The following is a 22938-nucleotide window of genomic DNA, read 5'->3' on the forward strand; positions in this document are numbered from 1 at the left end:
TCATTTCTCCTATGGCCCACATGCATGCGGGAACCTGCGGTCAAATCCGGATGATGGTTTCGGATGCCAGAGGATGCGGCTCTTCGTCGACAAGAAGCGCTTGATCCTCGGGGGAGCTTTGCAGCAAGGGAAGTTCAAGCTGGATATCCTCCATCTCGGGGAGGCTTGCGATGCCGTCTCGAAGAGCGGGATCGTCACAGGGTGTTTTCAACCGCATCGGCAGCTCCTTCGCACCAGGGAAGAGTTGCTGCCCGCGTTTTTCTGCGCGGGCAGCAACGCGTTTCAGATCCTCAAGCCTTCACGAAGGCGAGCAGGTCGGGATTGATGACGTCCGCGTGGATCGTCAGCATGCCGTGCGGATAGCCTTTGTAGACCTTCAGCGTACCATTCTTCAGAAGCTTGACCGACAGTTCTGCGGAATCTGCAATCGGCACGACCTGGTCGTCGTCGCCGTGCAAGACGAGCGTGGGTACAGTGATTGCCTTGAGATCATCAGTCTGGTCGGTTTCGGAAAATGCCTTGACGCCATCATAGTGAGCCTTGGCGCTGCCCATCATGCCCTGACGCCACCAGTTCTGGATCACACCGGGATAGACCTTGGCGTCCGGACGGTTAAAACCGTAGAACGGGCCGGCCGGCACATCGACGAAAAACTGGGCCCGGTTGTCAGCGACCCCCTTGCGGAAACCGTCAAACACTTCGATCGGCAAACCGCCGGGGTTCGAGGCGGTTTTCAGCATCAGCGGAGGAACGGCAGACACCAGCACAGCCTTGGCCACGCGTCCCTGAGGCTGGCCAAATTTGGCAACGTAACGTGCGACTTCGCCGCCACCCGTCGAGTGACCAATATGAACGGCATTCCTGAGGTTCAGGTGCTCGAAGACAGCCGCCGCATCAGCTGCATAGTGGTCCATATCATGACCGTCGGAGACCTGCTGTGAACGGCCATGACCCCGGCGGTCATGGGCAACGACACGATAACCGTTCTGAACGAAAAACAGCATCTGGGCATCCCAGTCGTCGGACGACAGTGGCCAACCGTGATGGAAAACGATCGGCTGGGCATCCTTCGGACCCCAATCCTTGTAGAAAATGTCTACGCCGTCTTTGGTTTTTACGAATGATCCGGTCATGGGAAATACTCCTTCGTTCGGTGCTTGGGTGTTTTTTGAAAAAGCGAGCGACGGCATTGTCATCGCGGTGGAAAGGACGGCACCGGCCAGAAGGACATGCCGTCTGGAAATTGCCAGTTCGATTGGGTTTTCGATCATCTCACCGCTCACGGCGCGTCGTCTCGAACAGGAACCAGGTGCGACGCTCTGTCTCGTCGATCCAGTTTTCAATCAGGCTGGTCGTGGCGTGATCATTGTGTTCCGTCGTCAGTGTGTGCGTCTGCCGCAGGATCGCTGTCAGCTGCTTGTTATCCTCACGTAGCTCGGCCAGCATGTCGTCCGGCGAGACAAATTCGGCATCGTTATCCAGAATGCGCTGAAGGCGCCCGATATGGCCGATCGAACGGATGGTCGTGCCGCCAATTTTGCGGGCACGTTCGGCAACGTCGTCCGTCATCGCGAAAATCTGCGCGCCCTGCTCATCGAGCAACGTGTGGTAGTCGCGAAAATGCGGTCCGTAAACATGCCAGTGAAAATTCTTGGTCTTGAGATAGAGCGTGAAAACATCCGCCAGCAGCGCGGTCAGCGCAGCGGAGATTTCCCGGGTCGCATCAGCGCCGAGATCGGTTGGCGTTGCCAGTGGAAGCTTGCGGTGTCTGGTGGCTGTGATCGTGTCCATGATCTTTCTCCTTTGAGCAAATGACCGCTCGTTGCTGAGCGCTCATGTTGCTGCTGTCTGATCTGCCTGAAGGATAGGTAGAAGCAGGGGGCCGGAGAAATCGGCTGCTGGTACAGTCGATCCGATACCTAAGTGTAGTTTCGACAAATCCCGGCACGGCGTAGCTTTTGGTCATCGCCTCCCCCTCGAAGGCGACTGGCTCGTCAAAGCCAACAACTCCGGTGTCCCTCCCCTCCTCCGGAGCCGCGGATCATCCCCTCGATCCGCCAAGGCCGTCTTCCGCCGCCCGGAGACGGCCTTTTTTTTCGCCACGGGAACCTGCGAAAAACTGGCAACCTATGCTTGGGTATTATGTTTACCCCGCGCGATCGCAGCTATTTTGGGCGTGCAGAAACCCCGCTCAACACCGGTGAAGCTTCAAGGAGTTGCAGACATGGAAGATCAACGCCCGGAAGGTATCGAACAATATGATCAACCCGCCGGTGGCTGGGGAGCGCTGAAAGCTGTCGCCAAGACACTCGCGCACCAGCAAATCGTCGCGCAGGGTACGATGACATTACTGAAGGCGAACCAGCCTGAAGGGTTTGACTGTCCTGGCTGCGCATGGCCCGATCCAAAACACACCTCATCCTTCGAGTTCTGTGAAAACGGCGCCAAGGCCATCACATGGGAATCCACTGCCAAACGATCGGGACCGGAATTCTTCGAACAGCACAGCGTTTCCGAACTGTGGGAATGGACCGATCACAATCTGGAGGATGCCGGCCGCCTTACCGTTCCGATGCGGTACAACGCCGAAACCGATCGCTACGAGCAGATTGACTGGAATGATGCTTTCAGCCTGATCGCCCAGGAGCTCAACAAGCTCGACAGCCCGGATGAAGCCGAATTCTACACATCTGGCCGCGCCTCCAACGAAGCAGCGTTTCTCTACCAGCTTTTTGTCCGCGCTTATGGCACGAACAATTTTCCGGACTGTTCCAACATGTGCCATGAAGCGACCAGTGTCGGCCTGCCAAAATCGATTGGCGTCGGCAAGGGCACCGTCACGCTGGAGGATTTTGACCACGCCGATGCCATCTTCAGCTTCGGTCACAACCCGGGCACCAATCATCCGCGCATGATGACGACGTTGCACAATGCCGCCCGGCGCGGCGTGCCGATCGTGGTCTTCAATCCGCTGAAGGAAAGGGCGCTGGAACGGTTCGCTGCCCCGCAGGACCCGGTAGAGATGGTCACACTGTCTTCCACGCAAATCGCCTCCGCCTACCATCAGGTTCGCACCGGCGGCGATCTGGCCGCCCTCAAAGGCATTATGAAAGCGGTGTTCGACATGGATGCCGAAAGCCTGGCAGCAGGTGGCGAGGGTGTTCTCGACCGTGCCTTCATTGCAGAACACACAGCAGGCTTCGAAGAGCTTCACACCGATATCGACAACACGTCCTGGGAAACGATCTGCTCCGTCAGCGGGTTGACGAAAGAGGCGCTCGAAAGCGTTGCCCGGATTTACGCAAATGCCTCCAATGTCATCATCTGTTACGGCATGGGCATCACCCAGCACGCCAAGGGCACAGGCAACGTGCAGCAGATTGCCAATCTCCTCATGCTTCGTGGCAATATGGGCCGCGAGGGTGCCGGAATAGCTCCGATCCGTGGCCACTCCAACGTGCAGGGAGACCGGACCGTCGGCATTACCGAAATTCCCAACAAGTCGCTGCTCGATGGAATGGAGCGCGCTTTCGGCTTCAGACCCTCCGGGGAAAAAGGCCATAACGCCATTGAATCCATCGAAGCGATCGCGGCCGGAAAATCGAAAGCGCTGATCTGCCTTGGCGGAAACCTCGCCGTTGCCATGTCAGACCCGGGTGTGACATTTGCGGGCATGCGCAAGCTTGACCTTGCGGTCCATATCGCAACAAAACTCAATCGTTCACATCTTCTGACCGCCAGAACCTCCATCATCCTGCCATGCCTCGGACGCACGGACCTCGATACACAGGCTTCGGGACCGCAGGCCGTCACCGTCGAGGATTCCATGTCAATGGTTCATGCTTCGCGCGGTTTTCTCAACCCGCCAGGGGAGCTGCTGAAGTCCGAACCGGCCATCATTGCCGGCATTGCCAGGGCAACGCTTGGCAACCGCCACGGCATCGACTGGGATTGGCTGATCGCAGACTACGACCGCATTCGTGACAAGATCGAAGAGGTGTTCCCCGACTTCCGTGATTTCAACAGGAGGGTGCGGGTGCGGGGAGGCTTTCGCCTTGATGTCGCGGCCTCCTTCCGTCGCTGGAACACGCAGAGCGGCAAGGCGAACTTTCTGATCTCCGCCGGGCTAGACGAAGATCCAAGGATCGGCAATCCCGATGCGCTTGTGCTGACGACAATCCGCAGCCATGACCAATACAACACGACGATCTATGGCTTGAACGATCGCTATCGCGGCGTGTTCGGTCGCCGCGATGTTATCTTCATGAACAAGGACGACCTTGCAACGCGCGGCCTGAAGGACGGAGACAGGATCGATATTCATGGCCTCGTCGCAGATGACACCGGAAAACATCTCGTACAGGGCTTCACCGCTATTGCCTACGACATCCCCAGGGGGTCGGCCGCTGGTTATTATCCCGAGATGAACGCCGTCGTCGCGCTCAGCCATTACGACCGGCTGTCCGGCACACCTTCCTACAAGGGTGTCCCGGTCATCGTGACTGCGGCAAGCGATTGACCTATCGGATTGTTCACCGGCCCCGTTTCAACTCGAAACCCTGTCGCGATCGTGACGGGGTTTCATTCGTTGGTGTCTCGCCATCTCCCGAAAACCTGTCCATTCCGATGACCCGACTACACCTTGGTATGATTCAGCCCGTGAAATCGAGAGACTAGCCTGATCGCATCAAAAACGTGGCCGATCTTCGGACGGTCAGATGCGAGGTTTTGTCATGTACGAGGATTCCATAACAGGTTTCGCCGAGTCGGGCGCCCATAAGGCGCAGGTCGTAAGAAAACAGCTTTTCGCCTTTCTTACGGGCGCGGCCATGGCCGGTGCCTATATCGGTTTCGGCGATATCCTGATGTTCAGCGTCAGTGCTCACGTCGATCCCGCCTGGAGCCATCTGGTGATGGGAGCGGTCTTTTCCTCCGCGCTGACAATCGTGGTCTTTGCCGGTTCGGAACTTTTCACGGGAACGGCAATGTATATGCCTCTCGCGTTCCTGATGGGGCGATCGGGCATTGCAGACGTGTTCCTCGTCTGGTGCAGCGCATGGCTCGGCAATCTCGTCGGCGCGGTTCTTCTTGCCGCCCTGTTCCACATGGCAGGCGGCGGCGTGTTGCTCGGCGATGGCAGTGCGGCGTTTTTCGCCGCCGTTTCCGCCAAGATGTCTGCCGGATCTGCCGAGCTTTTCGCCCGCGGCATCCTCTGCAACTGGCTGGTCTGTCTGGCGATCTGGATGGCAGGCCGCACCGAAAATGCAGCAGCAAAGATCATGCTGATCTTCTGGCCGATTACGATTTTTGTGGCCGCCGGCTACGAACACTCCGTGGCCAACATGTTCACATTCTCGATGGCATTGTTGGGCGAACATCCCGCCAATGTCACGATTTCCGGTGCAGTACATAACCTTGTCTGGGTCACGCTCGGCAACCTCGTCGGTGGCTCCGTCTTCATGGCGCTCGGTTACTGGGTGCAGTTCCGCAGCAGTGGTCACGTGTCCTTTGTTCCTGTGCCCGCAGCACTTGGCGATAAAGCCCGCGCGGGCCGCAACAAGGCGTAACGTCGATGAATGACCGGAACGATCCTTCTCCTCCCCCGACACCCACCATGACGCGAGCCGGCATCAGGCGGCTGACAATCCCTCTGTTTGCCATCGCAGCCGTCATGGCCTGCGTCTCATGGTCAATCAGTGACTGGGGCAAATGGGTTGCGGATGCCGACAGCCAGACAACCGACGATGCCGTTGTCGGCGCCGATGTTTCAACGCTCAGCGCGCAGATCAGCGGCGTTCTCAAAAGCCTTCCTGTCGCGGACTACCAGAAGGTTGCCAAAGGGCAGCTTCTGGCTGAAATAGACCCCAGCGAATATGATGCGGCGGTGAGCGCTGCCGAGGCAACCCTCGACGCGGCGAACGCCTCGGTGGCCAACCTTTCCAATCAGGTTGAATTGCAAAAAGCCGTCATCCGGGTCGCTGAAGCGCAGAATGCCTCGGCGCTGGCGCAACAGACCCAGACACGCGCAGAACTGCAGCGACAGAATGATCTCGGTGTCGCGACGTCCGAGCACCAGCGTCAACAGTCTCAATCGGCGTTCCTGCAGGCGGAAGCCGCGGTGAAATCGAGCTCGGCTGCCATTGATCAACAGCAGGCACAACTAAAGGTTCTTCAAGGGGAACTGCCGCTTCTTGAGGCTCAGGCGGACGGCGCTCGCGCCAATCTGCAGACGGCTTTGATCCATCGAAGCTACACACGCATAACAGCCCCTTTTGACGGAGTGCTGAGCCGCAAACTCGTTCACGAGGGCGATGTCGTCAATGCAGGTTCCGGGATCGTCTCTGAAGTTCCCCTGCCGCATGTCTATGTTACGGCGAATTTCAAGGAAACCCAACTTGCCCATATGGCACCGGGCAACCGTGCAGACGTGACCATCGATACATTTCCCGGAAAGACACTCCACGGAAGGATCGCCGCGCTGTCACCCGCCAGTGGAGCAATTTTCGCACTACTGCCAGCCGACAATGCCACCGGAAACTACACAAAGGTTGTCCAACGCATTCCACTCCGCATCGAACTTGAACCGGGCCAGCCTGAGATCGACCTGCTGAAACCGGGAATGTCGGCCATCGTCACGGTCGATACCTCTCATCAAGACATATCTCGGCGATGACAACACGCATCTTCGGACCTGTCACGAGCGGCATCAACGCCAGTCGCCCTGTGCTCATCGTTGCAGCGCTTCTGCTGGCGTCTTTTGTCGTCGGCTTCGACACCCGTGTCTTCGCGGTCGGGCTGCCGGATTTGCGCGGCGCCTATTCGCTTAGTGCCGACGAAGCCTCATGGCTGAACACCATCGCCAATTCACCCCAAATCCTCGTTTCGTCGGCAGTCGCCTGGCTGGTCACGGTGTTCGGCATTCGCCGTATCATGATCCCCTCCGCACTGGCCTATGCCGTGGTGTCCTGGGCAATCCCTCAGGTGCCGGGAGGGACCGTGCTGCTCGTCTTGCATGCCGTCAGAGGACTGCTGCTCGGGGTTTTCATCCCCGCGACGCTGATGGTGGTCTTCCGCAATCTTGCAACGAAATACTGGCTGATCGGCATTGCGCTTTATGCGCTGCGTGTTCCCCTGTCGCAAAGCCTCGGTTTCGTGCTCGTCGGCATCTATGGCGACTACCTTGGCTGGCAATGGCTATATTGGCAGGATGTGATCCTTGCACCGCTCATCGCGCTACTTTTGATCGTCGCGGCCCCGAAAGAAAAGATCGATATCGGTCTGCTGGAACACGCTGACTGGGGTGGCATGATGCTGCTCGGAACGGCGATGATGCTGATCTATATCGGCCTGGACCAAGGCAACCGGCTCGACTGGTTCCAATCCGGAACGATCAGCGCACTGATCGCGGGTGGATGTGTCTTGGCTGTCGGTTTTTTCCTCAATGAAAGCCTGGTCAGACACCCCTGGGCACACGCCAGTGTCATTCTGTCACGCAACATCGGCCTGGGTTATGCAGTCATCATCTGCTTCAGTCTGTGCAGTGCCGGTGGCGCGATCGCGGTTCCCGGCTTTTTACAAACGGTCGGCGGATTGCGGCCCATCGCCATCTCCAGCCTCTATTTCACCAGCGCCGTCATACCGGTGCTGCTCTTCACGATGGCGGCCATCATTCTTCAACGCCGCTTCGATTCCCGCATTGGCATCATCATCGGGCTTCTTCTCATGGCGGCCGGGACGCTTTTCGGCGCTCGTGTGACAGCCGACTGGTCACCGGATAATTTTCAGCCAACGGTTCTTCTTTATACCGCTGGCCAGGCTTTCGCATTTTTCTCGACCGTCGTTTATCTGATCGCCAACTCCGACCCAAAACGTGCGACAGCGGTTTCCGCCTATATTCAGGTCATCAGACTGGGCAGCGTCGAGCTGGCAACAAGCCTGATGACAACATGGCTGAGGCAACGCGAACAATTCCATTCCGCCATTCTGAGCCAGAAGGTGAGCGCTGGTTCGCCTGAACTGCATATGTGGATGGAGCGGCTCCGGACGGTTTTCGGCAAATCCAGTCACGGCACATTAGACGCTTTGCTTCTCACCGCATCGCAAATCCGGACTCAGGCTTATACTCTGGCCTATTCCGACATGTTCATGCTGTCTTTCGTTGCCGCTGTAGCAGGTCTTGCACTGGTGGCATTCATGGGAAAAATGCCGTTTGGCCCGCTTCACCCCGACTATGAGCACCAGCAACGCCCGACAACCTGAGGTACAGACCGAAAAGTCGGCATCTGCTCTCTTCACCCGGAACACTTTCATCCAAAAATGGAGTGTATTTTTCAATACCGCGGCGCAATATTCCCGATATCCTTGCGTGCAGGACCGCGCCCGACCCAGACCAATGTATAGGTTAGGTTGTGCTCGAAAAAACGTATTGTCGTGAAAAATCGCATCGGGGGAACAATGTCGATTGCGTCAACGATATTTCGCTCTCGCGAACCGGAAGGCGGAGGACATCATCTCGCCTTCGGTCTGGGAGCCTTGGCATTGGCTGCGGCCGTCTTTTATGTCGATACCTACACCGACATCGAAGGCGCCATCGCCGTGCTCTACGTGATCACGATGCTTTTGGCCGCTCAGGCGATCACACGATCTGCACTGATCACAATCTCCTTCGCCTGCGCCATCCTGTCGTTGTTGTCATACGCCATGACGCACGCACAGGATGCCGACCTGCAATCCGCACTGCGCCTTCTCGTCGCCTTATCGGCTCTGGCGGTCACGACAATGTTGCTGCTGAAGACGGAAACCGCCCGTCTGGCATTGCTGTCGATCAACGCCGAACTGAAGGAAAGCGAAGAACGATACCGCTCGATTTTCGACCGTACGCGCGTGGCGCTGTGGGAGCGCGACTACTCCAGGCTTCATACTTTGCTCGTGGATCTCAAACAGCAGGGTATTGTCGATATGCGCGCCCATGCCCGCGCCAATCCGGGATTTACCCAGAAGTGCATCGATCTTATCACCGTCGTTGCCTCGAACGAAGCCGGCAAGGAGATGCTCGGTTATGATTCCTCCGTCAGCGGCACCTTAAAGCAGTCGGTTGTCTCCGCACCCGACAAGTTTCTGGATGTGCTGCAAGCCATTGTCGATAACAGGCGGGTTTTCGAAGACAAGGTGGTCGTCCGCACCGTTGGCGGCGAAGACAGGCTGGTGCTTCTTTCAATCAGTTTTCCGGCGGAATCCTCTTCCTTCAATCGGGTGGTGGTGAGCATGGTCGACATCACCCAGCGCGAAATGGCACTCAAGGCTCTTGCCGAGGCACAGGCCGAACTGACGAAAGCCTCAAAAGCCGCGACCGTCGGGGCCATGTCCGCCTCCCTCTCTCACGAACTGAACCAGCCGCTCGGCGCCATCATCGTCAATGCGCAGACATTGCTGCGTTGGCTGGATCGCGATCCACCCGATCTTGCTGCGGCGCGCCGTTCGGCCGAACGCATGATCCGCGACAGCCAGCGCGCCAGCGAGATCATCGAGAACACCAGAAGCATGCTGGCTCATACCGGTGGCAAGCTCGAAACCTTCGAGTTGGACGAATTCATTGACGAGACGCTCGGTCTCCTCGAACACGATCTGGAACGCAGCGGTACGACCGTCAATGTCGAAAAGGAAACCACGCCGCCGGTCAAGGCCGTCAGGATTGAACTGCAGCAGGTTCTCATCAATCTGCTCACCAATGCCATTCAGGCCATGGACGAAGCGGGCATTGGCAATCGCACAATAACCGTTCGAAAGGAAAGTCAGGACGCCGATACCATTCGCGTCATTGTTCGCGACAACGGGCCTGGCATTGCCGCAGAAATAAAGGAAAAGCTGTTTTCGCCGTTCTTCACGACGAAGGCGACAGGTATGGGAATGGGGCTTTCCATCTGCCGCACGACATTGGAAGCACGCGGTGGGCGGCTTGATGGCGACAACCACCCTCTCGGTGGCGCGGTTTTTGCCATTTCCATGCCAATCAGCCCGGAGGTTGAGCATGCCTGAAGCACGCAAGATATCCAAGGAACCGCCTTCGCCGGTCGTGTTCATCGTCGATGACGACATATCCATGCGAGAGGCTCTCACTGATCTTTTCAGGTCCATGAAGTTCGACGCCGAAGCCTTCGAAAGCACGGCAGCTTTTCTTGAGAAAGCCAATCTCGACCGGCATGGTTGTCTGCTGCTGGACGTGCGGCTTCCCGGGATCAGCGGCCTTGATTTCCAGATGCAGATGGATCGCATCGGCAACAGGATGCCGATCATTTTCATGACCGGCTTCGGCGACATTCCCATGAGTGTGAGGGCAATGAAGGCTGGGGCCGTAGACTTCCTGACAAAACCGTTCAAGGAGCAGGACATTCTCGATGCTGTCGCAACGGCGATGGAACGTGATGCCTCGCGACGGCTGGAGAACGCCCAGAACGAGGCTGTCGCGTCTCTTGCCGAGCAACTGACACCACGAGAACGCGAGGTCATGGGCGCCGTCGTTCGCGGCCTGATGAACAAGCAGATCGCTTACGAGCTTGGAATCAGCGAAGTGACCGTGAAATTGCACAGAGGCAACGTCATGCGCAAAATGGAGGCGAGATCGGTTGCTGATCTTGTCAGAAAAGCGGAGTTGCTTGGTTAGAAGCACAATCCACCTGTATCTTAGTATGGTATCATTTAAACCGGCGCGGGCGCATAGAAGATATAAAGAAAAACAGAAAAGGTCGCCTCATTGCCCCCCGTACCCATCATCGCCGTCGTTGACGACGACCAGGCTATCCGTGAAGCCATGGATGACCTCATCATGTCCTTCGGTTACGAATGCCGCCTGTTTTCCTCCGCAGAGGAGTTCCTGAAATTCGAGCAGCACGCGGCAATCGACTGCATCGTTGTGGATGTGAAAATGCCAGGTCTCTCCGGCATCGAACTGCAGAGCGAACTGAACCGGCGTGGCAATCATCCACCGATGATCTTCGTGACATCCTATGAGGATGACCGGACACGCAATGCCGCCTTGAGCGGTGGCGCCTTTGCCTTTCTTCGCAAGCCCGTCAATATCGGCAACTTGATCGGCTGCCTGGAATCCGCCCTCGGCCAGCAGTCCTGATCCACACCACCACGCCAATGGCCAACCGACGTTTGTTCATGGAAGAGGAGTAGAGTCTTTGCTGTCATTGTCAAATCTGCAGATCTCCGAAAAGAACGGCGTTCTTTCTCTATCCGCCAATCTTTTCAGCAGCCAGTCGAACCAGTCCTATACGCTTCGCTGTGAAGTCGAGAGGAACGGAGCGATGCCGACGCTGGACCACCTGAGGGCTGAACATCTGGATCGGCCTTCCAAGACGGTGCAGGCAGCCCTTCCCTCGCCCTGACCGTATCCTGATCCCCAACACACAATCGCTCTCTGATGCTCAGGCCTTACCGTCTGGGCACGCATTGCCGTTTAAGGCTGCGGCATTCCAGTGATCGGATCGCCCCCTAACACTTCAGCACATACAAACTAGACCTCTGTATAGATGCCGACGCCTCCGCCGCACCGTAGCCTTTGCTCCAGTCAAGCGGCGCCCCCAAAGGGCTGGTCCTCATGACACCATCACCCTTTTTGTGGAGCACGGCATGACCTCCATCAGCAAAAATGCAGACGAGCGTAAGCCTCGTCCCCTCAAAGTCGCGGCAGTTTTGACATTGGGCGCGGTAGCAGTGCTCGCGGGCAATGCTTTCCTGATCAGGAACACCGAACCGGCTCTTGCTGCTTCGGAGGACGTCGCATCAGCCAGCGCATTCCACATTGTCGCACCACAGACAATCGACCGGTTGGCTGGCCTGTCCGTCTCCACGACGGCAGACGATGATACGACCGCAGAGGCGCAGCCTGTTCCGACCCTGGACAAAACGTCCTGCATCGCGACGCGCGCTGCTCAAAAAACCGATCGCCATGAAACGCTCGACCCCAAAACCTTCTGCCAACTTCAACACCGGCTTTTCAATGCGGAACTGATCGACCGGATCGCCACACTGCAGCTGGCTTCGCAACCGCGCCTTATCGAAGCCTCGTCCCAAATCGCCATGAACAAGGATTTCTAAGATGGAAACATTATCAAGACGCGCAGTTCTTGCCATCGGCGCCATCGGCAGCACCGCGCTTGCCGCCAGCACCGCGAAGGCAGCATCGTTTGGCAATCCGGACCAACCGGCCGAAGGTGCCATCAACGCCAATGCCGCAAGCCTGACCGATCCGGGACCGAAGAACCCTGCTATCAACAGCGAATTTCCATCGTTCCAGGATCCACCCGCGACCGATGTCGGCGATATGCAGCTCTTCTGGGGATCATTCAACAACGCAGCAAAACGCATTCAGAATGGCGGCTGGGCACGTCAGGTAACGAAATCGGATTTTGCGATTTCCGACGCGGTTTCCGGCGTCAACATGCGTCTGGGACCAGGTGGGATCAGGGAGATGCATTGGCACCGTGCCGCCGAATGGGCGATCATGACCAACGGGCAGTGCCGCATCACTGTGCTCGATACGCAGGGTCGCGCCTATGTGCAGGATGTCGAGGCCGGTGACCTCTGGTATTTTCCGGCCGGCTTCCCGCATTCGCTGCAGGGGATCGGGCCCGAAGGGTGTGAATTCGTCATCGTCTTCGATGAAGGCGACCAATCCGAATACGGCACGTTGCTGCTGACCGACTGGCTCGCCCATACCGCTCCCGACCTGCTGGCCAAGAATTTCGGTGTTCCGCAGGATGCCTTTCGCAATATTCCACTTCAGGATCTCTGGATTTTTCAGGGTAAGGAGCCCGGTCCTCTATCGATAGATCAGGAAGCCGTTGCCGGCGCCGGCCTGCCGCCTTTTCCTTTCACCTACAAGCTGGCGGCATCCAAACCTCTCAAGGAAAATGCAGCCGGCGTCATTCAACTTGCCGACAGCAGCGCCTTCACAGTTTCCAAGACGATTGCCGCTGCCATCGAGACCATCAAACCTGGCGCTGTCAGGGAAATGCATTGGCATCCCAATGCGGATGAGTGGCAATACTGGATCAAGGGTGAGGGACGGATGACGGTATTCGACGCAGGTCCGCGCAGCCAGACTGCCGACTTTCGCGCCGGCGATATTGGATACGTCAAGCGAAGCCAGGGCCACATCATCGAAAACACCGGAAAGACCGATCTCCAGTTCGTCGCAGTCTTCAAGACCGCTGAATATCAGGAGGTCAGCCTCTCCTCGTGGTTGACCCATACCCCGCCGGCACTGGTAGCCCAGCACCTGAACATCAGCCTCGACGATCTGGCGAAGTTCCCGGCGAACCAGCCTGCGATCATGCCAGGTTGAATGGTCCTTGATATTCCCACCGGCGTTTCGGCATGGCCGATCCGCCGGTTTTCCCATTCGAGACACGCTTGCAACTGAGCGAAGGTAAGACACCATGGACATAAGCACCTCGTCCCATCACCAACATGTCGCTGCCGGTCTCGGTCGTGGCGCCCTCTACGCCATGGCGGTCGCCAGCGGCGTCGCCGTTGCGAACATCTATTACAATCAACCCATGCTTGGCATCATCGAGACCGATCTCGGCCGAACTTCCGTGACGGGGCTGGTTCCGACCGCGACACAGCTCGGTTACGCCCTCGGCCTGTTTTTCCTTTTGCCGTTCGGCGATATCGTTCACCGGCGAAAGCTCATCATTGGCCAGTTCATCGTCCTGGCTGCTGCGCTTGCTGTCGCCGCGATCGCGCCCTCGGCATGGTTCCTCGTCGGCGCTTCGCTGCTGGTCGGTGCAAGCGCAACCGTGGCTCAGCAGATCGTACCCTTTGCAGCGAGCCTGGCGACACCGGAAAAGCGTGGCTCGACGATCGGCACCGTTATGGCCGGTGTGCTGAGCGGCATCCTTTTCAGCCGAACTCTTTCCGGTTTCGTCGGGCAGCATGCCGGATGGCGGGAAATGTTCTGGATCAGTGTCCCGCTTTCGCTGGCTGCTGCCGTTCTGATGTACTTTACCCTGCCCGATCACCGGCCGACCTCCAGAATGCATTACCACCGTGCCATCGCTTCGCTGGCGCATCTGTGGAGCAGGCACAGGCAGTTGCGCACCGCCGCACTGATGCAGGCAGCGCTTTTCGGCTCGTTCACGGCCTTCTGGACAATCCTTGCCTTTTATCTCCAGACGCCGCGCTTCAATCTGGGCGCAGATGTCGCCGGTCTCTTCGGCATCATCGGCGCTGTCGGTATTTTTGCCGCCCCCTTGGCAGGACGTATCGCAGACCGGCGCGGTCCACATTTCGTGGTCTGGATCGGTGTGCTGCTGACCCTTCTGTCCTGGGCCATCTTCGGTCTCTGGGGCTCCCTTGCCGCACTGATAATCGGCGTTATCGTTCTCGACTTCGGTGTGCAGAGCACGCTCGTTTCGAACCAGCACATCGTTTATGCACTGGAACCTGAGGCCCGTAGCCGCTTGAACACGATCTTCATGACCTCCATGTTCCTTGGTGGCGCAGCAGGCGCGGCACTTGCCACTTTCGCGTGGGAACAGGCGGGCTGGAGTGGTGTCAGCGTTTTGGGTGCCCTGCTCGCGCTCGTTGCACTGGCTATCCGGCTTCTTGACCACCGCGCCCCGCGCCGTTCCATCGTCAAGGAATAGGAGCGCGCCATGAAACCTCTGACAATTCGTATTGCAGGCGGTTCACTTGCAGGTCTCTTCGCCGCGATCCTGCTGCAACAGGATGGACATGACGTCAAACTTTACGAGCGCTCGTCGTCCGGGCTTGGAGGCCGAGGTGCGGGCCTGGTCCCGCAGCAGGATCTGTTCGACATTCTCGGCCGCGTTGGCTGCGAAGATGTTGCCCACGTTGGCGTGATCGCGAAAGAGAGAATATATCTCGACGCAACAGGGCGTGTCGCGCAACGGCTCGACATGCCACAGATGCAGATCTCCTGGGATTACCTGTTCGAACGCGTATCATCTCGCCTTGCCCCGGATACGTATCGTCTTGGCCACCATGTCGATAGTGTTGAGGAAAACGATGGCGGTGTTACCCTTACCTTTGCCGACGGCACGCAGGAGCGCGCCGACCTGCTGATCGGGGCCGACGGCCTAGGTTCAACAGTTCGACGAGCCCTTAACCGCAATGCGACAAATTCCTTTGCGGGTTACGTTGCGTGGCGCGGACTGATCCCCGAAACACATTTGCCAGATGATACGGCCTTGCTGCTGGATCGCTTCACGTTCTTCATCGCCCCTGGCATCCACGTTCTCGGTTACCTCGTTCCGGGATCACAAGGCGAAACGGACAAAGGCCAGCGACGTTACAACTGGGTCTGGTATCGCCCGACATCGACGGAAGAATTGGCCCGAACCTTCACGGGCCAGGACGGTCGGCAATTCGAATTTTCGCTGCCGCGTGGCGAGCTGTCAAAAATCCGCCGGGAGCAATTGCGCAAAGACGCTTACTCACAGCTACCGCCGCAGCTGGCGCTCGCGGTGCAGGTAGAGGAAAGCCCCTCAATCCAGGGCATTTTCGACTACGAGGCAGAACATATTGTCTCGCACCGCATCGCGTTGATAGGAGATGCCGGTTTCGTCGTTCGCCCCCACACGGCAATGGGTGTTTCCAAAGCTGCGGGCGATGCGATGGCACTGCAAGAGACCCTGCGCCAGTCGGATGATCTGCCTGAGGCTCTTTCACAATACCAGCGCATCCGTCTGCCAGTCGGCAGGGCCATCGCCGCCTATGGGCGACGTCTCGCCGAAACAGCTTTCTGAACTCACGTTTGAGGCTCAGCCAGCAATCTACGCACCAGCGGGATCACCTTCGTGCCGTAAAGTTCAATGCTGTTCATGAGCTTTTCGTGCTCCATGGGACCAGCCGAGTATTTCATCTGGAAGCGCGAAACACCGAGCGTGCGGACAAGCTTTACAATCTTCTTTGCGACTGTTTCGGGGGAACCCGCGTATAGCGAGCCGTGCTCGATCTCGTTTTCAAAATCCCGTTCTGTAACAGGAGGCCAGCCGCGCTCCCGTCCGAGACGGTCGCGGATCTTCTTGAAATGCGGGAAGAGATCACGGCGCGCCTGCTCATCGCTTTCGGCGATATAGCCCGGCGAATGCACACCGATTTCACCCGCCTGGCGACCCGCTTGTTCAGACGCCTTGCGGTATAGCGCCACATAGGGTGCAAACCGGCCGGGATCACCGCCGATGATGGCGAGCATCAGCCGCATATCGTACCGCACGGCCCGCAACACGGATTCCGGGCTACCACCAACACCGATCCATGTTTTCAGATGCCCCTCTGCCATGGGCGGATAGATGTGCTGATCGACCAGGGGCGGTCTCCAATCCCCTTGGTAATTGATCAGATTTTTAGTGGCGAGTTGGGAAAAGAGGTCGAGCTTTTCTTCAAACAGCGCCTCATATTGTGAGAGGTCATAACCGAAGAGAGGAAAGGATTCGATGAACGAGCCGCGACCGAGAATAACTTCGGCTCGGCCATTCGAGAGAGCATCAAGCGTCGAAAACCTCTGAAACACCCTGATGGGGTCGTCGGAACTGAGCACTGTCACCGCCGATCCCAATCGGATGCGTTCTGTACGAGAGGCAATGGCGGCGAGTACCACCTCTGGCGCTGAGACAGCAAAGTCCTGTCGATGGTGTTCGCCGATACCGAAAAAGTCGATGCCGTTGCGATCGGCCAAAACCGCCTCTTCGACGACATTGCGGATGACCTGCGGTTGGGCGAGAAGCTGTCCGTCTAAAGCGGTCGTGACATCCCCAAAGGTGTCGAGGCCGAATTCAAGTGATTGGGTCATGGGATTTCCAGTTCATGCTTTATCTTTGTGGAGCTGAGCGCGTGGGATCAGCTTTCATCGGTTCTCAGAGCGCGGACGTGTATTTCGCGACCACGGCCATTGGCCTTCGATCTCGGCTTCGAGGGAAAAACTCAGAAATGTTCTGATGAGGACAATCAATCCCAGCAGGCCAACGCTTTCCCAGGTCAGTGGCGAGATGATCGTGGCAATGATGTCGGCACCAATCAGAATCTCCAGTCCGAGCAGGATGCCGCGCCCGAGGTTTGCGCGATACCGGTCGTAAGCGTCGTGTCCAGAGGCGGATAGCAGGTCCCGCACATAAACGATCGTTGCGATACCGACACCGGCGAGGATCACGCCGACGCCGAAGAATTCGAGGCCTGATGCGAGTGGCCTCAGGATCGGTGCGATCAGGCCTGCCAAACCGCCAGCTTCACTCCCAATATCCATTGCGATAGTCCTTCTAGTTGAAGAGAAACGATTTCGGCCTCGTGGCCGCAGAAGCAGTGGCTTAGTTGGCGTCGGCGCCAGCCGTGCTGGCAAACAGAGCCACCAGTGCGAGAATGGCGGGCAGGCTGAAGGCTGCTGCGGGGGCATAGATGTAACCGGCAGCGCCAAAGCCACATCCAAGCGCGAAGGTAAACACTGCGGCGCTCATCTTCTTGATCCGCGCTTTGGCGGCGGCCACTTCGTCGGCTTTCGGATCAGCCAGAAGATCCGCGAGGTCGAGCATGATCTGGGTTGTCGTTCCGGTCATCAAAGTCGATGGCGGTGCTTTTGCGAGATGAGCCCGATGAAGCCCGTTCTGAATCGCCATGGCGGACACCAGCAGCATCGCGACCACGAAAGTTGCGACGGTTTCGCTTGCATTGAACGGCCCATGATAGAGAGCATATAGTGCCACCGCAGTCAGCAGCGCCAGCTTCACCAGCAACATCGGCCTGATAGGCGAGCGGCCCGCGTCCTGAAGCTTCAGGCAAACGAGACGGGATGCGAAGACCACGATGCAGAACATCGGAAGCGCCAGAAGCTTGGACAACGCTCCGCCGAGGCCAAGGGCTGCGGTCGCACCCAAGGTGACGAAATTTCCCGTGACATGGGCGGTAAACAGCCCCGACAGCGCCAGGAAGCCAAGTGTATCGACGTAACCTCCGTTGAAACTCAGGAGCATGGGGAGAGAAGGAAACTTCATGGCATTGATCTCGATCGCTGTTTCTAGTGGAGGAACGTCTGCCGCGTTAAGCGTCGGCTCGTTCGGTTCGATGGAGATATTGGCCAGAAACTGCGGATCCAACAATTGCAACAATATTTTCGAGTGAGTTGCGATTTATGAAACAATAAAAGAAGGAGCGGCTTTTGACCGCTCCCTCGTTTCTCAGGCCTTGCCGGGCCGATTGATTGTCAGAAAATGCCGGACGACGGGCTTATCCGGTCCTGTGTGATAGGCAAGAACCTTGCCTTGCAGGTCGGCGTCGGCATTTGAGACACGCTTGTGTTGTCTCAGATGTTCAGCCCAGGATTCCACCATGAACCATTCCACGATCTTCTGCGGATCGGCGGAGTCCTCTGTAACGCCCCAGCCATAGGCTCCATCCCGGCGACGCTCCTGCGACAGGACGTCAAGTGCATGCAGGAAGGCTGTACGGTGATGCTTTTCGACGTTGTATTCGATCAGGATCAGGACAGGGCCGCGATCATGAGCAACCGGTTCGGCAACGAGAGGTTCAGGCCAATGGTTGGACGGCACCATATCCGCATCGCCAGCCGGCAGTTTCAGGCGGTGCATGATGACACCAGCAACCAGCAAACCTGCAGCGCCGATAAGAAGTGCACCCGGCACCCCAACTGCTTCACCAACCGCACCCCAGCCAAGGCTGCCTGCCGTCATCGCGCCATTGAAAACAGTCAGGTAGACGGCAAGACCACGGCCACGGACCCAGTTTGGCAGGACAGCCTGAGCCGTTCCATTAAGGGTGGTCAATGCGGTGATCCAGGCGGCACCGAGCAGAAGCAATACGATGATGGCAACCCATTTTGGCGGCGCCATGGACAATGTTCCCATGACGACAGCGGTGACGACAGCCGCCCCCAGCAACAAACCATCAGCATCAAAACGTTCGCGCAGTTTGGGCATGATCAGCGCGCCACCGATAGCACCGGCGCCGACAGCACCCAAAAGAAGACCGTAGAAGCTGGCGTCTCCACCCAACAATTGACGGGCGACCAGAGGCAACAGAGCCCAGACGGCACTGGCGAAGGCGAAAAAGATGGCTGCACGCAACAGAACGACATGCAGAGGCTTGCTAGCGCGGGTGTAACGAAGGCCGGCGCGGAAAGCACCGAAGAAGTTTTCCTGCAACGCATCGTTGGCGTTCTTTGCCCTCGGCCACCAGACCAGCGCCGCGATGACGACGATATAGCTGGCAACGTCAGCACCATAGGTGAAGGCAGCACCAAAAGCAGCAAGCAGAAGACCACCAGCCGCAGGGCCGATCGACCGGGCGATATTGATGCCCAGTGAGTTCAGCGCGACCGCACTTTTAACGTCTTCGCGTTTGACCAGTTCAGGAACAATCGCCTGCCACGTCGGCCCCATCAATGCGGCACCGATGCCGCCCAGGAAGGTCAGGCCGATCAGGGCGCTAACGGAGAGCATGCCGGAATGAGCCAGCACCATGAGGCTGACGCTAACCGAAGCCAGCAGCAACTGCACGGCAATCAGAAACTTGCGCCGGTCGAGGATGTCAGTCAGGACACCCGCCGGAATGGCGAGCAGGAAGATTGGCAACGTCCCTGCAGCCTGAACCATGGCGACGGCCGCAGGCGACGCGGACAGATCCGTCATCAGCCAGGAACTCGCCACATCACGCATGAAGCTGCCAGTATTACCGAGAACCGTGGCAGCCCAGAGGACTGCGAAGACGGGTTGAGCGAGCGGAGCAAAACTGCTCATCGAAGATTTGTTGGCACTCATTTGCCTGCTCCTTTTGTGAGATCGATTGCTGCGACGATGACGAAAGCACCGGCCAATCCGAGGTGTTCAAAGAATGCGTTCGTTGCCATCATGCGATCCATGCCAGATGGCAGCTCCCAGAAGCGCAGCGCGATGAGTGTCGCAAGCAGCGTGAATCCGGATAGAGCGAGAGCGCCGAGCCAACGTAGAAAACCGGAGACCACCATGGCGGATGCGGCAAGCTCAAATCCAATGACCAGAACGGCGAACACGGGAGCTGGATGAAGTCCGAAATGGTTCATCTCGGCAATAGCGCCTGGAAAGTCAGCGATCTTGGTGAGAGGGCCCTGAATATAGGCGGCGCAAAGCGCAAGAAGTGCAACGGTTCGTGTGACGGGCGCCGCAACGACGTTGGCTAAAAGCCCGCCCCGGCGAATTGTTCGAGTTGGATCGATCATTGTCTGCTCCTGCATCTTTGCCGTTCGTTGCGAGCGGCTTGCGTGTTCATCTGATGGAGCGATATTGGCTTGATGCATTGCGAACTACAATTGCATCAATATTTTCTATTTAATTGCGATTTATGCAATAATGATAATTTGGGCGACTCTAACGCTGAATGCGATAAACGGGCATCGACGAAATCGATGCCCATTGAACCGTTAGCCAGTCATTACAGGGCTCAGACCGCCCAGCAGGAGCAACCAAGCGCGCCGAAGAAGCCCTTCAGATCGGCGATCGGCAGTTTCGAGGTCCATGCACCGGCGTGATCATGCCCATGAACACCGCAATCGCTGGCGCAGCCGCACGATGTGATCGCGGTACGACGCAGCGAGCGAGCGCCTGCACCGTCAGGTTCGCCCCACGCCGCGTAACCGCCGAACTTGCGGACAGGCGACCAATCCGGCATGGCCGGGGGAACGTCATTCTCATCGAGTGCCTTGAAGTCGCCGGCACCATAAACGATCTTGCCGCCAACCATCGTAAGGTCCGAAGTGAGGAAAGAGATTTCATCCTCGGCGCAGGCAAAATAGTCCTTGTCTGGAACGATGAGATCGGCGAACTGGCCCTTTTCAATGCGACCTTTCTTGCCTTCCTCATTCGAGAACCAGGTGACCTTTTCGGTCCACATGCGCAGTGCCGTTTCGCGATCAAGGCAATTGGCACGCGGATAAAGCTGCATTCCGCCGACCGTCTTGCCGGTTACCATCCAGAACAGCGAGACCCAGGGATTGTATGAAGCAACACGTGTTGCATCCGTACCGGCCGAGACATTGACGCCCTTGTCCAGCATGCGGCGGATCGGCGGGGTTGCTTCCGCTACGCCATGACCGTAACGCTCGACGAAATATTCGCCCTGATACGCCATGCGGTGCTGGGTGGCGATGCCGCCGCCAAGCGCGGCAATGCGGTCAATCGATCTTTCGGAGATGGTTTCCGCGTGGTCGAAGAACCAGTTGAGCCCTTCCAGCGGAATATCCCTGTTGACCTTCTCGAAGACATCAAGCGACCGCGAGATCGTCTCGTCATAGGTGGCGTGCATTCGCCAAGGCCAGCGATTTTCGGCGAGAACGCGCACAACCTCTTCCAGCTCCCCTTCCATTTCCGGACCCATCTCCGGGCGTGGCTGGCGGAAATCCTCGAAGTCAGCCGCGGAAAAGACCAGCATCTCGCCAGCACCGTTGTGACGGAAGTAGTCGTTGCCTTGCTTGTATTTGACGGAGGAAGTCCAGTTGAGAAAGTCCTCTTTCTCCTGCTTCGGCTTCTGAGTGAACAAATTGTAGGCCAGGCGAACGGTCAGCTGATTTTCATCAGAGAGTTTCTGAATGACTTCATAGTCATCAGGATAATTCTGGAAACCACCGCCGGCGTCTATCACACCGGTTACGCCGAGCCGGTTCAACTCACGCATGAAATGGCGGGTCGAATTGACCTGATAGTCGAAAGGCAGCTTCGGCCCCTTTGCCAAGGTCGAATAGAGAATACCCGCATTCGGCTTGGCAAGCAGCATGCCGGTCGGGTTACCGTTGGCATCTCGGGTGATCTCGCCGCCCGGCGGGTTTGGTGTGTCCCGCGTATAACCGACAGCGCGAAGAGCCGCACCGTTGAGCAACGCGCGGTCATAAAGATGCAGCAGGAAAACGGGTGTATCAGGCGCAATCGCGTTGATCTCCTCGATCGTCGGCAAGCGCTTCTCCACAAACTGGTGCTCGGTGAAACCGCCCACAACGCGGACCCATTGCGGAGCGGGCGTAATCGCCACCTGTCGCTTCAGCATGTCCATCGCGTCGGCCAGCGAACGCACGCCGTCCCAACGCAATTCCATATTGAAGTTCAAACCGCCACGAACGACGTGCGTGTGGTTGTCGATAAGGCCGGGCAGAACGCGCTTGCCTTTCAGATCGACGATCTTGGTGTCTGGTCCAGCGTGCGACATGACGTCTTCGTCGCTGCCGACGGCCAGGAACTTTCCGTCCTTGATGGCAACGGCGCTTGCGGTCGGATTGGCACGATCGAGCGTGGTGAAGAGACCATGGTGGAGAACGAGGTCGGCGAACATGGGTCGGCTCCAGGGTTCTGTTTCAAGATGGATGAGTGTTGCGAGGTGGCAATTGCCTGCCACCGCGCGCTGGCAAACGAATCTCCCCCCGGGAGACTCAGCTATCAGATTTCGTCTGGTTCTGGCGAGCCGTCGCAATGTCTGTGCCGGTGTCGCCTTTTGGCATGTGACCGAACATGTGCGGCTTGATCTGGTTGATCCAGGAAATCGCCGCCGGCTCCTTGCTCCAGAGCGTCTTGGCAAAAGGAACAATCTGTTCGCCAACGAGAATTCCCAGAAGGCCGACAAGAGCGATGACCGGTGGCGCGGGAGAACGAACGTTGAGGAGACTGTAGACGATGCCAACCAGCAAGCCGGCACCCAAAGACATGAGGTAGATTTTCATGATAGCGATCCTTGAGACGTGAGGCGACTACTCCGGGAGTTCATTGCCAACCGGAGCAGTGTTGCTGATGGATTACTTGGCGGGGTTCGGCCCGATGCGCTTGCCGTGCTTGACGCGTTCTGCACCGCCATGGACGTGGGTAACGGCATAATCGATGCCCATGCCGTAAGCGCCGGAATGCTCCTTCACCAGCGACGTCACCGCATCGTAGGTTTCCT

The 22938-nt window shown here is 57.7% G+C and carries 22 protein-coding genes and 1 pseudogene; 12 read left to right on the top strand and 11 right to left on the bottom strand.

Annotation, left to right across the window (positions count from 1 at the left end; translation table 11 throughout):
* Positions 1 to 40: 40 nt before the first annotated feature.
* The 3 genes from HWX89_RS04585 to HWX89_RS04595 all read right to left on the bottom strand — a co-directional run bounded on the left by HWX89_RS04585 (position 41) and on the right by HWX89_RS04595 (position 1791).
* Positions 41 to 217 carry a hypothetical protein gene (locus tag HWX89_RS04585; RefSeq protein ID WP_178340623.1) on the bottom strand — a complete coding sequence of 59 codons (177 nt, stop codon included), beginning with the start codon at positions 215 to 217 and terminating at the stop codon, positions 41 to 43.
* 73 nt (positions 218 to 290) lie between these two features.
* Positions 291 to 1271 (bottom strand): alpha/beta fold hydrolase, encoded by a 981-nt coding sequence (locus HWX89_RS04590; RefSeq protein ID WP_138793562.1) that lies wholly within the window; start codon positions 1269 to 1271, stop codon positions 291 to 293.
* 1 nt (position 1272) lies between these two features.
* The gene (locus HWX89_RS04595; protein WP_138793561.1) at positions 1273 to 1791 is read right to left on the bottom strand and encodes a Dps family protein; all 519 of its coding nucleotides are present in this window, start codon (positions 1789 to 1791) and stop codon (positions 1273 to 1275) included.
* Positions 1792 to 2224: 433 nt separating this feature from the next.
* Between HWX89_RS04595 and HWX89_RS04600 the strand changes: the two genes are divergently transcribed.
* From HWX89_RS04600 to HWX89_RS04655, 12 genes are all read left to right on the top strand, one after another.
* Positions 2225 to 4519: an FdhF/YdeP family oxidoreductase gene (locus tag HWX89_RS04600; protein ID WP_138793560.1), complete on the top strand. Its 2295-nt coding sequence runs from the start codon at positions 2225 to 2227 to the stop codon at positions 4517 to 4519.
* A gap of 214 nt (positions 4520 to 4733) precedes the next feature.
* Positions 4734 to 5567 carry a formate/nitrite transporter family protein gene (locus tag HWX89_RS04605; protein WP_138793682.1) on the top strand — a complete coding sequence of 278 codons (834 nt, stop codon included), beginning with the start codon at positions 4734 to 4736 and terminating at the stop codon, positions 5565 to 5567.
* Between the two features lie 5 nt (positions 5568 to 5572).
* Complete coding sequence (locus HWX89_RS04610) at positions 5573 to 6673, top strand: HlyD family secretion protein (protein ID WP_138793559.1); 1101 nt, start codon at positions 5573 to 5575, stop codon at positions 6671 to 6673.
* Positions 6670 to 8259 (top strand): MFS transporter, encoded by a 1590-nt coding sequence (locus HWX89_RS04615; protein ID WP_138793558.1) that lies wholly within the window; start codon positions 6670 to 6672, stop codon positions 8257 to 8259. The genes HWX89_RS04610 and HWX89_RS04615 overlap by 4 nt, the downstream gene beginning before the upstream one ends.
* A 195-nt stretch (positions 8260 to 8454) precedes the next feature.
* A complete protein-coding gene (locus tag HWX89_RS04620; RefSeq protein WP_138793557.1) occupies positions 8455 to 10035 on the top strand; it encodes a PAS domain-containing sensor histidine kinase in 1581 nt (526 codons plus the stop codon).
* Positions 10028 to 10660: a response regulator transcription factor gene (locus tag HWX89_RS04625; RefSeq protein WP_138793556.1), complete on the top strand. Its 633-nt coding sequence runs from the start codon at positions 10028 to 10030 to the stop codon at positions 10658 to 10660. Before HWX89_RS04620 ends, HWX89_RS04625 begins: the two co-directional genes overlap by 8 nt.
* A gap of 90 nt (positions 10661 to 10750) precedes the next feature.
* A complete protein-coding gene (locus HWX89_RS04630) occupies positions 10751 to 11125 on the top strand; it encodes a response regulator transcription factor (RefSeq protein WP_138793555.1) in 375 nt (124 codons plus the stop codon).
* 58 nt (positions 11126 to 11183) lie between these two features.
* Complete coding sequence (locus tag HWX89_RS04635; RefSeq protein WP_138793554.1) at positions 11184 to 11390, top strand: hypothetical protein; 207 nt, start codon at positions 11184 to 11186, stop codon at positions 11388 to 11390.
* A gap of 244 nt (positions 11391 to 11634) precedes the next feature.
* Positions 11635 to 12102, top strand: coding sequence for a hypothetical protein (locus HWX89_RS04640; protein ID WP_138793553.1), 468 nt, complete (start codon positions 11635 to 11637; stop codon positions 12100 to 12102).
* Between the two features lies 1 nt (position 12103).
* Positions 12104 to 13351, top strand: a complete 1248-nt coding sequence (locus tag HWX89_RS04645) for an oxalate decarboxylase family bicupin (protein ID WP_138793552.1) — start codon at positions 12104 to 12106, stop codon at positions 13349 to 13351.
* A 94-nt stretch (positions 13352 to 13445) separates the two neighbouring features.
* Positions 13446 to 14657, top strand: a complete 1212-nt coding sequence (locus HWX89_RS04650) for an MFS transporter (protein WP_138793551.1) — start codon at positions 13446 to 13448, stop codon at positions 14655 to 14657.
* Positions 14658 to 14666: 9 nt separating this feature from the next.
* Positions 14667 to 15779 carry an FAD binding domain-containing protein gene (locus tag HWX89_RS04655; protein WP_138793550.1) on the top strand — a complete coding sequence of 371 codons (1113 nt, stop codon included), beginning with the start codon at positions 14667 to 14669 and terminating at the stop codon, positions 15777 to 15779.
* Positions 15780 to 15781: 2 nt separating this feature from the next.
* On the opposite strand, the gene HWX89_RS04660 is transcribed toward HWX89_RS04655, so the two are convergent.
* The 8 genes and pseudogenes from HWX89_RS04660 to HWX89_RS04695 all read right to left on the bottom strand — a co-directional run.
* Positions 15782 to 16825, bottom strand: a complete 1044-nt coding sequence (locus HWX89_RS04660; RefSeq protein ID WP_138793549.1) for an LLM class flavin-dependent oxidoreductase — start codon at positions 16823 to 16825, stop codon at positions 15782 to 15784.
* 54 nt (positions 16826 to 16879) lie between these two features.
* Positions 16880 to 17275, bottom strand: a complete 396-nt coding sequence (locus HWX89_RS04665) for a DUF1622 domain-containing protein (RefSeq protein ID WP_138793548.1) — start codon at positions 17273 to 17275, stop codon at positions 16880 to 16882.
* A 61-nt stretch (positions 17276 to 17336) separates the two neighbouring features.
* Positions 17337 to 18017, bottom strand: a complete 681-nt coding sequence (locus HWX89_RS04670) for a YoaK family protein (RefSeq protein ID WP_138793681.1) — start codon at positions 18015 to 18017, stop codon at positions 17337 to 17339.
* 183 nt (positions 18018 to 18200) lie between these two features.
* The gene (locus HWX89_RS04675; RefSeq protein ID WP_138793547.1) at positions 18201 to 19799 is read right to left on the bottom strand and encodes an MFS transporter; all 1599 of its coding nucleotides are present in this window, start codon (positions 19797 to 19799) and stop codon (positions 18201 to 18203) included.
* Positions 19796 to 20236 carry a DoxX family protein gene (locus HWX89_RS04680; RefSeq protein ID WP_138793546.1) on the bottom strand — a complete coding sequence of 147 codons (441 nt, stop codon included), beginning with the start codon at positions 20234 to 20236 and terminating at the stop codon, positions 19796 to 19798. Before HWX89_RS04680 ends, HWX89_RS04675 begins: the two co-directional genes overlap by 4 nt.
* Positions 20237 to 20457: 221 nt before the next feature.
* Entirely contained in the window at positions 20458 to 22335 is a 1878-nt protein-coding gene (locus tag HWX89_RS04685; RefSeq protein ID WP_138793545.1) for an amidohydrolase, read from the bottom strand.
* A gap of 97 nt (positions 22336 to 22432) precedes the next feature.
* A complete protein-coding gene (locus HWX89_RS04690; RefSeq protein ID WP_138793544.1) occupies positions 22433 to 22720 on the bottom strand; it encodes a XapX domain-containing protein in 288 nt (95 codons plus the stop codon).
* Positions 22721 to 22792: 72 nt separating this feature from the next.
* Positions 22793 to 22938, bottom strand: a pseudogene (locus tag HWX89_RS04695) (hydrolase); the annotation flags it as partial.

This window comes from Rhizobium sp. RM (assembly GCF_013390595.1).
In the GTDB taxonomy this organism is placed as follows: domain Bacteria; phylum Pseudomonadota; class Alphaproteobacteria; order Rhizobiales; family Rhizobiaceae; genus Agrobacterium.